The following is a 14,087-nucleotide window of genomic DNA, read 5'->3' on the forward strand; positions in this document are numbered from 1 at the left end:
CCTTTACCTGACCGGCTCCTGGACGTTGCGCAATGCGTAGACTCCGTCGAGCACTTGTGCGTTGGAACGCGGCGCCCTCAGGCTGTGCCGCAGGCCCTTGAAAAGACCGGCCAGCAGCACTTTGCGGTTGGGCGAGGCGGCAATGGTGCGGGTCCAGTTCCGGAGCGAAGCGCCGGTGAACAGAACCTTTTCCCACGGTGCCAGGGCATTCGACCTCGTATAAACCCAAATCTTGTTTCGGACTTCGTAGTAGAAGCGTGGGCCAGGGTCAGCCCCGGCGTCGCCAAAGACCTTTGTGTGATGATTGGCCACTGACGCATTGGTGGTCAGCGCGGTCCCTCGGCGGGACACCCTGGCGGTGAATTCGAGATCGTCGTTCCAGATAAAGTAGTCCGCGATCGGCAGCCCATGTTCCCTGATTTCGTCGGCACGGATCAGCACGGATACAAAAGAGGCGCTGCGGATCTGGGTGGCACCCAGGCGCGCAGCAGTGCTGCGGGCTTCCTCGCTGGCGCCCATTCGGGGTCGCATACGGTTCATGGGGTGGTCCCGGCCGTCGGTCCAGACCACGCGGCTTGCGATGAACGCCGGGGCCTGGCCTGTCTCCTGCTGATAGGCCAGGGAAACGTCCAATGCCTCGCGGAGTGCGTTCGGTTGCGGTTCGGTGTCGTCGTCCATGATCCACACGTGGTGGGCACCGTGGTCCAGGAGGGCACGTTCCATGCCAACAACAAAGCCGCCAGCACCGCCAACGTTGGTATTCAGGGTGACGACGTCGGTGGTCACCGGTCCTTGGTAGTCACGGAGGAACTCGGCAGTTCCATCCGTGGAAGCGTTGTCCACGACGACGACGGCGTCCGGCACCCGGGTGCCGGAGGCGATGCCCGCCAAAGTGGTCTGGAGGAGTTCACGCCGGTTATAGGTCACCACGACAGCGACCACAACGGGTTGGGACGTCATTTACTTGCCTTTGGTCTTGGATGGTTGAAAGCGACGCCGAATCAACAGGCCCGCCAGCTTCCAAGGTTCAACGAATACTCGGTAGGCAACCCGGCCCGGGTGGAGAACCAGGCGCCAGGCCCATTCAAGCCCCAAGCGCCCGAGCCAGCGCGGTGCCAGTTTCTGGATTCCTGCTACCTGCTCAATGGCTCCGCCTACGGTGCAGTAAACAGCCGGCGGAAGTTGTCCGAGCCTGCGAAGCAGCACGGACTCCTGAAGTGGCATCCCCAAGCCAAGCAAAACCAACTGCGGGCGGAATTCCTTGAGCCACTTCACCACAGCAGACTCCAAGGCGTCATCCCATCCTTCGCCGGGCATGCCGTCCACCGTGGCGCCTGGAATGATGGACCGCAACCGGGCAACGGCGGTGGTGTTGGCCTCCCGACCGGCGCCGATCACGGCCACGCGCTCCAGCCCAGTAACGTTGCCGAGCTCCGGGATCCAGTCCATCGAGCCGAGCCGGTAGGACATGGTCCCCTGGCCAAGGAGCCGCAGTTGCCGCCTGTGCGCGAGCCCCCAGAGCATTGCGACCGGGGCACCGTCCAAGAGGACAATCGAGCTGTTTTGGTAGAGCGAACGAAAATCCTGGCAGGAATGAAACAGGGTGATGCTGTGCAGGTTGTGTCCGAGCACAGTGCCGGGGGTCCCGTCAGCGATCAAGCCGGCCATGGCATCCATGAGTTCATTGACACGCAACGGAGTAGCGTCGACGTCCAGGACGGGGACGCGCTGGCGGTCAGGAATCATTCGGGCTTGGCTTCTCTTGGGGCATCAGTTCCAACGGCATCAGTGACAACTGCCTCGGGATCCGTCGCCTCCGGTTCCGCTGCGTCGGACGCAACAGCCTCCGGCGTTGAAACCTCGACGGCGGCGGCTTCGGTTGCGTCCAGCGGCGAACCATCCGCCGTGGTGCCCTCCTCTACAGCCTCCGCCTCGGGAGTTGCTTCTTCCGCACCCACTTCGTCCCGAGCCGATTGTTCCGCAGGCTGGCCTTCAACAGGCACTGCTTCGACCGGGACGGTCTCACCAAAGCCCAGGATCGAAGGAACGATCTCGCGGAGACGTTCGAGTTCAATGGCCCCTTGACGAACCACACGGAACGGCGTTGATGTCGCATCGACAATAGTGGACGGAAGGGCAGCGGTGCCCTTCACCGGCCGGAACCCGCCTTCAAGGTAGACCTCGACAGATTCTGCCAACTGAAGGCGCGCCTCCGAAGCCGTCTGCGCTGCTTCCTGGCCCGTACGGTTTGCTGACGACACCGCCAAGGGTCCGGTCATGCTCAACAGGTCCAAAGCAAGGTGGTCATCGGGCATCCGAAGGGCAACGGTGCCCTTGGTCTCCCCGAGGTCCCAGTCCAAGGAGGGCTGGGCATGCAGGATCAGCGTCAAGCCACCCGGCCAGAACGCCTGGGCGAGGGCCCGGGCATCAGCAGGTACATCGGTCGCCAGTCCGTCCAAGGCATTGATCCGGGGGATCAACACCGGCGGAGGCATCTGCCTGCTGCGTCCTTTAGAGGCCAGCAACATGGTCACGGCCAGGGGCGAAAAGGCGTCGGCGGCAATGCCATAGACGGTGTCCGTGGGCAGCACGATGCACTTCTTTTCGCTGATGGCACGCTGGGCGTGCTGAAGTCCTTCAGCACGCTGGTCATCGGAAGTGCAGTTGTAGGTTGTGGTCACAGCGCTATTCTTTCACTCATCCGGAGCGGTGCCCGCCAGCACTGCGCTGGTTGCACGTTCCTTGCCGTTCAGGTCAAAGTGCGTGGTGACGTCATTCCAACGTCCCGTGCGTCGAAGCATTCCTGCGATCCAGCCTGCTTGGACCTCCGCATGTTCCATCACGAAGTAGCCGCCTGGTTTCAGGAGGCGGGCCGCTGAGGCAGCTGCCGCCGTCGGGAGTTCCATGCCGTCCGCTCCCCCACCGTACAGCGCCTCCGGCGGATCATGCAGTGCGACTTCAGGTTCCGTGGGTATCGCTTCGGCTGGGATGTAGGGCGGATTGGAGACCACGACGTCGAAGGTGCCGTTGTGTTCGGGCAGGGCATCCCGCAGGTCGCCCTGGACCAGCGTGACGCCCAAGGGTTTCAGGTTTCCGGCAGCCCACGCGTGCGCCAGAGCGCTGTATTCCACGGCGTGGACTTCAGCGCCCTGCACCTCGTGGGCGATGGAGCCTGCGATGGCACCGGAACCGGTGCCGAGGTCCACCACCTTGGGATGTTCCATTGCCGAGACGTGATCGATGACCAATTGGACCACCGATTCAGTTTCGGGTCGGGGAATGAAGACTCCCGGCCCCACACGCAACTCAAGATGGCGGAAATACGCGACGCCGGTGATGTGCTGCAGTGGGACGCGTCCGGCACGCTCCTCCACCAGTTCTCCATAGCCTTCGGGAGCCGGGGCATCGCCGAGCAACATGGCACGCAGACGACCGAGGCCCACTCCGAGCAGGTGGCCGGCGAGCAACTCTGCATCCACCCGCGGGCTCGGGACACCGGCGTCGGATAAAACGGCAGTAGCCTCGCGAACAGCTTCCGCGAGGCTCTGGCCTTGATAAAACGTCATGGATGAACCCTGATTGCTGAATTCGTGGGCGCTTGGGGTGCGGCTATTCGCCGATGGCGTCCAGGCGTGCCTGTTCGTCCGCTTCAATGGCCGACTGGATGACCGGTTCAAGATCGCCGTTCATCACGGCGTCGAGGTTATAGGCCTTGTAGCCCGTGCGGTGGTCTGCAATGCGGTTTTCCGGGAAATTGTACGTGCGGATGCGCTCCGAACGGTCCATGGTCCGGATCTGCGACTTACGCTGCTCGGAGTTGGCGGCGTCGATCTGTTCCTGCTGGTGGGCAAGGAGTCGGGCGCGGAGGACGCGCATGCCGGCTTCGCGGTTCTGCAACTGCGACTTCTCGTTCTGCATGGCGACGACGATGCCCGTGGGCAAGTGGGTGATGCGGACGGCCGAGTCGGTGGTGTTCACGGACTGCCCACCGGGACCGGAAGACCGGTAGACGTCGATCTTGAGGTCGTTCTGGTTGATCTCGAGTTCTTCGGGCTCGTCCACTTCGGGAAGCACCAGAACGCCGGCGGCCGAGGTGTGGATGCGTCCCTGCGATTCAGTAACGGGGACGCGCTGCACACGGTGCACGCCGCCCTCAAACTTCAAACGGGCAAAAACGCCCTGCGCGGGATCATTCGAGTTGCCCTTGATCGCGACGGCGACATCCTTGTAGCCACCAAGATCGGACTCGGTGGCGGAAATCATTTCGGTCTTCCAGCCGCGCGATTCGGCATAACGCATGTACATGCGCAGAAGGTCGCCAGCGAACAAGGCGGCTTCGTCGCCACCCTCGCCACCCTTCACTTCAAGGATGACGTTGCGGGCATCGTCCGGATCGCGCGGGATCAACAGGCGGCGCAATCGCTCCTGTGCCGCCGGTATCTGCTCCTCCAACTGCACAACCTCGGCAGCAAATTCGGGATCCTCGTCAGCCATTTCCTTGGCCGCTTCCAGATCGTCATTGAGTCCGCGCCACTTGTTGTACGCCTCCACAATGCCCTGAAGCTGAGCGGACCGCCGCCCCAATTTCCTGGCAGCAGATTGATCGGCATAAACGGCAGGATCGCTCAACTGCGCCTGGATAGCAGCATGCTCATCAAGCAATCCCTGTACGGACTCAAACATTTTCAAACCTCTTTCGACTCGCAGACAAGTCTAGTTGCGACGATTGGTGTCTTAACGACCAACCGCTCAAATAAGCCGGCCAGCGAAGGTGACGGCAACGCCCAAGGTGACCTGACCGCCGTCGAGTAATATTGCCGGCCCGGGAGTGGCATCGGGCCTGTCGTAGCGTTGCTGCTGACGTACGCAGTACGTCAGCAGCAACGCGAAGGGGCGGGGCCGGCAATATTACTCGACGGCCCCACCCCAGATAACGCTATTTGTCGTTGTCCGACTTCGCTCCGAGCGTCGTCTTCTGTACCTGCATGAGGAACTCGACGTTGCTCTGTGTCTCCCGGATCTTGTTGGTCAGCAGCTCAAGGCTCTGCTGCTGCTCCAGGCCGGAAAGGACGCGGCGCAGCTTCCACATGATCTTGACTTCTTCAGGCGAGAGCAGGTTCTCTTCGCGGCGCGTGCCGGACGCGTTGACGTCCACGGCCGGGAAGATGCGCTTGTCTGCCAGCTGGCGGGACAAGCGGAGCTCCATGTTGCCGGTGCCCTTGAACTCTTCGAAGATGACTTCGTCCATCTTGGAACCGGTCTCCACCAGAGCCGTTGCCAGGATGGTGAGCGAGCCACCATTCTCGATGTTGCGGGCTGCGCCGAAGAAACGCTTGGGCGGGTACAGGGCTGCGGAGTCCACACCACCGGACAGGATACGGCCGGAGGCCGGTGCTGCCAGGTTGTAGGCACGGCCCAGGCGGGTCATGGAGTCCAGGAGGACCACCACGTCCATGCCCATTTCCACGAGGCGCTTGGCACGCTCGATGGAGAGCTCGGCCACCGTGGTGTGGTCGTCGGCGGGACGGTCGAAGGTGGAGGCAATGACCTCGCCCTTGACCGTGCGCTGCATGTCCGTGACTTCTTCGGGACGTTCGTCAACCAGCACCATCATGAGGTGGACCTCAGGGTTGTTAGTGGTGATTGCGTTCGCGATGGACTGCAGGATGAGCGTCTTGCCGGCCTTCGGCGGGGAGACGATCAGGCCACGCTGGCCCTTGCCGATCGGAGCCACGAGGTCGATGACACGCGGGCCGATCTTCTTGGGGTCGGTCTCGAGGCGCAGGCGCTCGGACGGGTACAGCGGTACGAGCTTGGCGAACTCGACACGGTCCTTGAGTTCTTCCGGCGTCTTGCCGTTGACGGAAGTGACGCGAACCAGGGCGTTGAACTTCTGGCGGGCCGACTGCTGGCTGCGGTCTTCGCCGTCACGCGGTGCACGGATGGCGCCGACAACGGCGTCGCCCTTGCGGAGGTTGTACTTCTTGACCTGTGCCAAGGAGACGTAGACGTCGTTCGCGCCCGGGAGGTAGCCGGACGTACGGATGAACGCGTAGTTCTCCAGGACGTCCAGGATGCCTGCAACGGGAAGCAGCACATCGTCCTCAGTGACCTCGACGTCGTCAACGTCCGGTCCCTGCGCACGGCCACGACGACGCTCATTGCGGTCGCGGAAGCGATCGCTGCGGGTGTTGCCGCCGTCACGGCTGTCCTGACCTCCCCGACGATCGCTCCGGTCGTTCTGGTCATTGCGGTCACGACGGTTGCGGCGGTTACGGCGGTTGCCGCCGTCCTCGCCGTCGTTGTTGTCTTCGCGGCGTCCACGGGTGTTGTCGCGGCGTTCGCGCTGCTGGTCGCCCGAATCGGACTGCTCACGCTGCTCGCGCTGTTCTGTGCGGTCGGCACGCTGCTCACGCTGCTCACGCTGCTCTGTGCGGTCAGCACGCTGCTCACGCTGTTCGGTGCGGTCAGCCCGCTGCTCGCGCTGCTCCGTTGCCGGGGCCTCTGCTGCTTCAGCGGGGGCTGCGGCAGCTTCGCCACGGCGGCGGTTGCGGGTGCGCGGCTGACGACGCTCGGTACCGGCGTCGGTAGCTTCGGCTGCTGCCGGAGTGGCAGCTTCGGGTGCCGTTGCCGTTGCCGTTTCCGCGGGAGCAGCAGCGGTTTCCGGTGCTGCCACAACACCATCGCTGGTGGCGCGGCGGCTGCGGCCACGTCCACGGCTGCGGGGTGCTTCCTCAGCCGGAGTCTCGGCAGCAACCTCAGCGGCAGCACCGGTGTCAGCGGCCTTGGACTTGGCAGCCGGGGCTTCCTTGACCACAGCCGTGGCTCCCTTTGCCGGAGCCGTGGCCTTGGCCGGTGCTTTGGCAGTGGAGGTACCGGCACGATGGGCCGAAATGGCCGTGACCAAGTCCCCCTTGCGCATACGGGATCCCCCGGAGATGCCCAGCTGGCTCGCGAGAGCCTGGAGCTGGGCGAGCTTAAGGCCTGCAAGGCCGCTGCTCTTGGTGGTTGCTGCAGTTGACGACTCAGCAGCAGAAGATGTTGTGTCCACAGCTGAAGCCAGCTCAGTGGTTTCTGTCACGAAGGATCCTTCCCCCTCGACGGCGTCCAGAGCGAGAGCTGGACGCGATGATTTGTTCTGGGCTGCAGTTCAGATCTGCAGCCGGTGAATTTGGCCGTGCCTGATGGATTGTGGCCAACAGGGCCGGATACTGATCGTCTTCACTGGATCCAGTTGCCCGGACAGCCGGCTGAATAATCAGGAAACAGAGAGTTCTGCGGCACCTGAGACAGGCCGGAAAGAGACGACACCACCAACGTTGGCACAGTTGACGAAAGGTACGGCGAAACCACCGAAATCCAAAATCAGGGAACTGCCCGCGGCTTTACCGGCGGTGCACTTCCACTCTAGCACCTTGAACGTCCACAGCCAGCGTCATCACGCGCCAACCAACGTCGGGTGTGTTGGACGAGGTGAATGCCTCAATGAAATCAACAACCGCAGCCGCTTCGCCTTCGCCGTTTGCCAGCACCATCACGGTGGGTCCTGCTCCGGAAACGACTGCCGCGTGACCGGCTGTTCGAAGGGCGGCAATGAGGTCAGCACTGGGGCGCATGGCCTGGGCACGGTAGCTCTGGTGAAGGTAATCCTCGGTACCAGGCAACAGGAACTCAGGTTGGGCCGTCAGCGCATGGATCAGCAAGGCGGCCCGCCCGGAATTCATGGCAGCTGCATGGTGACCAACGGATGCCGGGAGCAAACCACGCGCGGTCTCCGTGGACAACTCGTAGTCCGGGACGGCCACTACGGGAATGACGGTCGGCGCGACGTCGGCATGGGTACTGCTGTACTGCTCGCTGTCCTGCCATGACAGCGCGAGTCCGCCGAAAATCGCAGGTGCGACGTTGTCCGGATGGCCTTCCATCTCGCTGGTCAGCTGCAGGATCCAATCGCGGTTCTGCTGTGACTCCGCGGGCACCAACGCGTTGGCGGCCGTGACAGCTGCAACCACAGCGGAGGCAGAAGAGCCCAATCCGCGCCCATGGGGGTTGACATTGTCAGCAGTGATTCTCAGGCCGGACCGCTGGAAGCCGAGGCGGTCCAACGCCAGGTCGATGGCACGGACCACCAGGTGGCTGGCATCGCGCGGGAGGGTGTCAGCGCCCTCACCGGAGAGCTCGAACTCGAGCTCTCCGGTGCTCAGCGTCTCCACGGTCAGGGTGTCGTAAATGGACAGGGCCAAGCCGAGGCTGTCGTAGCCGGGGCCCAGGTTGGCACTCGTACCGGGGACCTTGACGGTCAGCCGCTGGCCTGCCGCGACAAGTGCACGATCAGTCGCGGTGGGCTGCGTTGATTCCACTCTTAGTTTTCTTCCAGTCCCAGTTCTGCGGCAACGGTCACGACGTCGTTCGGCACCTTGACGGGCTGGACGTCACTGCCGTCTTCGGTGCGGAGGGCCCACTGCGGATCCTTGAGCCCGTGGCCGGTGACAGTGATAACGATGGTCTTGCCCGAGGGAACCTCGCCTGCAGCGTGCTTCTTGATCAGGCCCGCAACCCCGGCAGCGGAGCCGGGTTCGACGAAGACGCCTTCCTTGGCTGACAGCCAGCGGTGTGCGGCCAGGATCTCGTCATCCGTGACGGCCTCAATCAGTCCGCCCGATTCGTCGCGGGCCGCGACGGCGGTGTCCCATGAAGCAGGGTTGCCGATTCGGATGGCTGTGGCAATCGTGTCAGGCTCGGTGATGGGGTGTCCCGCAACGAACGGCGCGGCACCTGCAGCTTGGAAACCCCACATAATGGGCGTCTTGGTGGACACTGCCGGCAGCGTCCCATTGGCAGTTTCGAAGGGAGCGGAGTACTCCTTGTAACCCTTCCAGTAGGCGCTGATGTTGCCGGCGTTCCCGACGGGCAGCACATGGATGTCCGGGGCATCGCCCAGGGAGTCAACAACTTCGAAAGCGCCGGTCTTCTGGCCCTGGATGCGGGCAGGGTTCACGGAGTTCACCAGGAACACCGGGTAGGCCTCGCCAAGCTTACGAGCGATGTCCAGGCAGTTGTCGAAGTTGCCGTCAACCTGCAGCAAGGTGGCACCATGTGCGATGGCCTGGCTCAGCTTGCCCATGGAGATCTTTCCCTCGGGCACCAGCACGGCACACTTGAGGCCGGCGGCTGTGGCATAGGCCGCAGCCGAGGCGGACGTGTTGCCGGTGGAGGCGCACACGACTGCCTTGGCTCCTGCTTCGACAGCAGCCGTCATTGCCATAGTCATGCCGCGGTCCTTGAAGGAACCGGTCGGGTTCATGCCCTCGACCTTGAGGTAGACCTCTGAGCCGGTCAGTTCGGAAAGCTTCCGGGCGTGGACAAGCGGAGTTCCGCCCTCGCCGAGGGTGATGACCTTGGTGGCTTCCGTTACGGGCAAACGATCAGCATATTCACGGATTACTCCGCGCCATTGGTGAGCCACTTAGACCCCTTCTACCCGCAGAACGGATGTTACAGAATTGATGACGTCCAGGCCTTTTACGGCCTCAACGGTTGCTGCGAGTGCAGCTTCGGACGCACGGTGCGTCACGATCTTCAGCTCGGCCGACTCAACGTTCGAGGCAGAGTCGCGGTGGATCGTCTGGCGCATGATTTCGATGGAAACGCCGTTTTCCGCAAAGATGTGGGCAATCCGGGCCAGCACACCGGCTTGGTCAGCGACGTCCAGACCGATGTAGTAGCTCGTGTTGGAGGCGTCGATGGCAAGCGCCGGGACGTGGCCCGTGGTGGTTTCGGTACGGCCCGGGCCGCCCAGCACCAGCCTGCGAGCAGCAGAGACGAGGTCGCCCAGCACGGCGGAAGCGGTGGGGGTTCCACCCGCCCCCTGGCCGTAGAACATCAGCTCCCCGGCGTTCTCTGCCTCGATGAAGACAGCGTTGAAGGCTCCGCGGACGGCCGCCAGCGGGTGTTCGCGCGGCAGAAGGGTGGGGTGCACCCGCACGGAAATGCCGCTGCCGTTGTCCGAGGAGCCAATCTTCTCGGCGATGGCAAGAAGCTTGATGACGAAGCCGGCTTCCTTGGCTGAAGCGATGTCTTCGGCGCTGACCTTGGTGATGCCTTCGCAGTAGACATCGTCCAGGGAAAAGCGTGTGTGGAAAGACAGCGACGCAAGGATCGCTGCCTTCGCTGCTGCGTCGTGGCCTTCGACGTCTGCGGTGGGGTCGGCTTCGGCGTATCCGAGGCGCTGCGCTTCGGCGAGGGCATCTGCGAACTGAGCACCGGTGCTGTCCATTTGGTCAAGGATGAAGTTGGTGGTGCCGTTGACGATGCCCAGCACACGGGTGATGCGGTCTCCGGACAAGCTGTCGCGGATCGGTCGCAGGATCGGGATTGCGCCCGCCACAGCGGCCTCGTAGGACAGCTGGACGCCGGCCTTATCAGCCTCTTCGTACAGCGTGGGTCCGTCCTGCGCAAGCAGGGCCTTGTTCCCGGTGACGACACAGGCGCCGTTCTGGATGGCCGTCAGGATTAACGAACGGGCCGGCTCAATGCCGCCCATCAGTTCGATGACCAGGTCTGCATCCTTGACCAGGGTGTCGGCGTCCGTGGTGAACAGCTCACGGGGCAATTCGACATCGCGCGGGGAGTCGATGTTGCGCACGGCAATGCCTGACAGTTCCAGACGGGCACCGCTGCGGGCAGCGAGGGCCTCGGCGTCGTCAATCAGAATCCGCGCAACCTGGGCCCCAACGTTGCCACAGCCCAGCAGGGCCACCTTCAAGGTTCGCACTTCAGACATTCGCCACTCCCATGTCGCGGTTCAAGAGATCTTCTTCGGTTTCCCCGCGGACAATCAGCCGGGCGGCTCCGTCGCGTACAGCGACAACGCCAGGCCGGGCCAGGTAGTTGTAGTTGCTGGAGAGGGCCCAGCAGTAGGCGCCGGTACCCGGTACTGCGAGCAAATCACCGGCTGCCACATCCGCGGGCAGATATACATCTCTAACAACTATGTCGCCGCTCTCGCAATGTTTGCCCACTACTCGGGACAGCTGCGGTGCCGCCTCCGAGTCCCGGGAGGCCAAAATTGCCGAATAATCCGCGTCGTAAAGCACTGGACGGGCGTTGTCGCTCATGCCGCCGTCCACCGACACATAGCGCCGCGGATACGTAACGTTCTCCTGCCCTATTGCACCCTCCGGAGCGTCAACACGCACGGTTTTGAGGGTGCCGACTTCATAGAGGGTGAACGTGGTGCTGCCTACGATGGCGCGTCCCGGTTCAATGGAGATTCGCGGAGGCGTAATGCCAAGCTCACTACATGTGGAACGCACGACGGCGGCCATCGCCTGAGCGATCTCGGCTGGCGGCCGGGGAGTGTCCACCGGGGTGTAGGCAATGCCGTACCCACCACCGAGGTCCAGCTCAGGCAAGTGGATGGAGTACTTGGCCTGCATGGCAGCAAGGAAGCCAACGAGCTTTTCCGCTGCCACGGCAAAGCCGTCCGGTTCAAAGATCTGGGAGCCGATGTGGCAGTGCAGGCCCAGCAGTTCGATGCTGGGATAGGACGTGGCTGCTGCTACCGCTTCCTCCGCTGCGGACAGCCCTGCTTCCTCGGTGGAGTCCTCTGCCATGGAAAGGCCGAACTTCTGGTCCTCGTGGGCGGTGGCAATGAACTCATGGGTGTGGGCGTGCACGCCAGGGGTCAGACGGAGCATGACCTTGGCTGTCTCGCCCCGGCTGGAGGCGATCTTGGCTACGCGCTCAAGTTCATCGAGGCTGTCCACCACGATCCTGCCAACCGCCATGTCCAAGGCACGGTTGATTTCGGCATCCGACTTGTTATTGCCGTGCAGCCCAAGGTGGGCCCCCTCAATTCCCGCCCGGGCGGCAACAGCAAGCTCACCGCCGGAGCAGGTGTCCAGGCGCAGGCCCTCGTCGGCCACCCAGCTGGCTACGGCGGTGCAAAGGAACGACTTGCCGGCGTAGTAGACGTCCACTCCCCCACAAATGTCCTCGAATGCTGCATCAAAGGCGTCCTTGAACGCCCGGGCACGGGAACGGAAGTCCGATTCACTCATCACGAAAAGCGGGGTGCCGAACTGTTCCTTGAGCACACTGACAGGAATCCCGTCGATGGTGACCTCGCCGGCGTCGTTCTTCTCGACTCCGGCCGCCCACATCGGCGCCTGCAGGGCATTGAGGTCCCCGGGAACGGCCAGCCACTCCGGCGCAAGCGGAGAAGCGTGTGCAGCGTCTGTGTTCATTTCCCTACATCCGTTCCGGCGCCGAGACGCCCAGCAGTTCGAGTCCGTTGGCGAGCACCTGGCTGGTGGCGTCGTTCAGCCACAGGCGAGTGCGGTTGACGTCCTGAACAGGTTCGTCTCCCAGCGGGGAAACGCGGCAAGCGTCGTACCAGCGGTGGTACGCACCCGCGATGACTTCGAGATGGCGGGCCACACGGTGCGGCTCGCGCAGTTCCGCTGCCTTGGCGACGATGGACGGGTAGCTGCCGAGGTAGGACAGCAACTCGTTTTCCGTGGCGTGATCGAGCAGCGACGCGTCGAAGACCGAGCGATCCACGCCTGCCTCGGCGGCGTTGCGTGCCGTGCCGCGGGAACGGGCGTGCGCGTACTGCACGTAGAAGACGGGGTTCTCGTTGCTGTGCTTCTTCAACAGCTCGGGGTCCAGTGTCAACGGCGAGTCAGCAGGGAAACGTGCCAGTGAGTAGCGGACTGCGTCCTTGCCGAGCCAGGAAATGAGGTCCTTCAACTCGATGATGTTGCCTGCACGCTTTGACAGCTTGGCACCATTGACTGACACGAGCTGCCCGATCAGGACCTCGATGTTGACCTCGGGGTCGTCTCCAGCGCAGGCCGCAATGGCCTTCAGGCGGTTGATGTACCCGTGGTGGTCGGCACCGAGGAGGTAGATCTTTTCGGTAAACCCACGGTCCTTCTTGGAAAGGTAGTAGGCAGCGTCAGCAGCGAAGTACGTCGGTTCACCGTTGGCACGGATCATGACACGGTCTTTGTCGTCGCCGAAGTCGGTGGTGCGCAACCAGACGGCACCGCCGTCGTCGAATACATGGCCCTGCTCGCGAAGGCGGGCCACGGCAGATTCGATGGCGCCGGCGTCGTGCAGTTCCTTTTCCGAGAAGAAGACATCGAACTCCACGCCGAATTCAGCCAACGTTGACTTGATGTCGGCCATCTGTGCCTCGTAGGCAGCGGCGCGAATGACCGGCAGCGCGGCCTCATCCGTCAGCTCGCGGATGTCCGGATGTGCCTTCAGGACTTCGTCACCGAGTTCGCGGATGTATTCGCCCGGGTAGCCGCCCTCCGGGACGCCCCGGCCGTGAAGGCGGGAGAGCACGGAGTTGGCGAAGACGTTCATCTGCGAGCCGGCGTCGTTGATGTAATACTCGGCCGTGACGTCGGCTCCCGAGGCACGCAGGACACGGGCGATGGCGTCGCCCAAGGCAGCCCAGCGCGTGTGTCCGATATGCAGCGGACCCGTGGGGTTGGCGGAAACGAATTCCATGTTGACCACGCGGCCTGCGAGCGCCGTGTTGGTCCCGTACGAGGTTCCGGCCTCAACAATGGCTTTGGCAAGGGCACCCGCCGTTGCCGCATCCACCGTGATGTTCAGGAAGCCCGGCCCAGCGATTTCCACTCCGGTAACGCCGGGAATACCCTGCAAATGGTTACTGAGGATGCCGGCGAATTCGCGGGGATTCATACCGGCCTGCTTGGACAACTGCAGGGCGATGTTGGTGGCCCAGTCTCCGTGATCCCTGTTCTTGGGTCGCTCCACTCGCACGGCGTCGGGCACAGCAGATTCCGTCAAGGCGATTTCACCGGTAGAGACGGCGTCCTTAAGGCAGGCGGATATGGCAGCAGAGAGTTCTTCGGGAGTCACGCATCTAGCCTACCGGGGGCCTGCAAAGTCGCGGAATTGAGGGTCCCTTATGTGGAAAATGTGGACACAGCCAGCACACAGGAACAGCTATCGGGCGCCACAGACTGAACCATTACGCTGAATTCAACGTTGTGAAGACGTAGGAGGTGGCCTCGTTGGTCCTCCCGAAGCAACCCAGTGTCCGT

At 63.1% G+C, this 14,087-nt stretch carries 11 protein-coding genes; all 11 read right to left on the reverse strand.

Annotated features, from left to right (window positions below):
* Nucleotides 1-3: 3 nt before the first annotated feature.
* The 11 genes from FQP90_RS10140 to argS all read right to left on the reverse strand — a co-directional run bounded on the left by FQP90_RS10140 (nucleotide 4) and on the right by argS (nucleotide 13,902).
* Nucleotides 4-960, reverse strand: a complete 957-nt coding sequence (locus tag FQP90_RS10140) for a glycosyltransferase (protein WP_144649798.1) — start codon at nucleotides 958-960, stop codon at nucleotides 4-6.
* Nucleotides 961-1,746, reverse strand: coding sequence for a WecB/TagA/CpsF family glycosyltransferase (locus FQP90_RS10145; RefSeq protein ID WP_144649800.1), 786 nt, complete (start codon nucleotides 1,744-1,746; stop codon nucleotides 961-963).
* The gene (locus tag FQP90_RS10150; RefSeq protein ID WP_244296646.1) at nucleotides 1,743-2,681 is read right to left on the reverse strand and encodes an L-threonylcarbamoyladenylate synthase; all 939 of its coding nucleotides are present in this window, start codon (nucleotides 2,679-2,681) and stop codon (nucleotides 1,743-1,745) included. Before FQP90_RS10150 ends, FQP90_RS10145 begins: the two co-directional genes overlap by 4 nt.
* 12 nt (nucleotides 2,682-2,693) lie before the next feature.
* Nucleotides 2,694-3,566, reverse strand: coding sequence for a peptide chain release factor N(5)-glutamine methyltransferase (gene prmC, locus FQP90_RS10155; protein WP_144649802.1), 873 nt, complete (start codon nucleotides 3,564-3,566; stop codon nucleotides 2,694-2,696).
* Nucleotides 3,567-3,609: 43 nt separating this feature from the next.
* Nucleotides 3,610-4,683: a peptide chain release factor 1 gene (gene prfA / locus FQP90_RS10160; RefSeq protein ID WP_014922181.1), complete on the reverse strand. Its 1,074-nt coding sequence runs from the start codon at nucleotides 4,681-4,683 to the stop codon at nucleotides 3,610-3,612.
* A gap of 253 nt (nucleotides 4,684-4,936) precedes the next feature.
* Nucleotides 4,937-7,081: a transcription termination factor Rho gene (gene rho / locus FQP90_RS10165; RefSeq protein WP_144649804.1), complete on the reverse strand. Its 2,145-nt coding sequence runs from the start codon at nucleotides 7,079-7,081 to the stop codon at nucleotides 4,937-4,939.
* A gap of 304 nt (nucleotides 7,082-7,385) precedes the next feature.
* Entirely contained in the window at nucleotides 7,386-8,360 is a 975-nt protein-coding gene (gene thrB / locus FQP90_RS10170; protein ID WP_144649806.1) for a homoserine kinase, read from the reverse strand.
* A 2-nt stretch (nucleotides 8,361-8,362) separates the two neighbouring features.
* Entirely contained in the window at nucleotides 8,363-9,466 is a 1,104-nt protein-coding gene (gene thrC / locus FQP90_RS10175; protein ID WP_144649808.1) for a threonine synthase, read from the reverse strand.
* Nucleotides 9,467-10,783 carry a homoserine dehydrogenase gene (locus tag FQP90_RS10180; RefSeq protein ID WP_144649811.1) on the reverse strand — a complete coding sequence of 439 codons (1,317 nt, stop codon included), beginning with the start codon at nucleotides 10,781-10,783 and terminating at the stop codon, nucleotides 9,467-9,469.
* Complete coding sequence (lysA, locus tag FQP90_RS10185) at nucleotides 10,776-12,248, reverse strand: diaminopimelate decarboxylase (RefSeq protein WP_144649813.1); 1,473 nt, start codon at nucleotides 12,246-12,248, stop codon at nucleotides 10,776-10,778. The genes FQP90_RS10180 and lysA overlap by 8 nt, the downstream gene beginning before the upstream one ends.
* A gap of 4 nt (nucleotides 12,249-12,252) precedes the next feature.
* Complete coding sequence (gene argS, locus FQP90_RS10190) at nucleotides 12,253-13,902, reverse strand: arginine--tRNA ligase (RefSeq protein WP_144649815.1); 1,650 nt, start codon at nucleotides 13,900-13,902, stop codon at nucleotides 12,253-12,255.
* Between the last annotated feature and the right edge of the window lie 185 nt (nucleotides 13,903-14,087).

It is taken from the genome of Paenarthrobacter nitroguajacolicus, assembly GCF_007786235.1.
Taxonomy (GTDB): Bacteria; Actinomycetota; Actinomycetes; order Actinomycetales; family Micrococcaceae; genus Arthrobacter; species Arthrobacter nitroguajacolicus_A.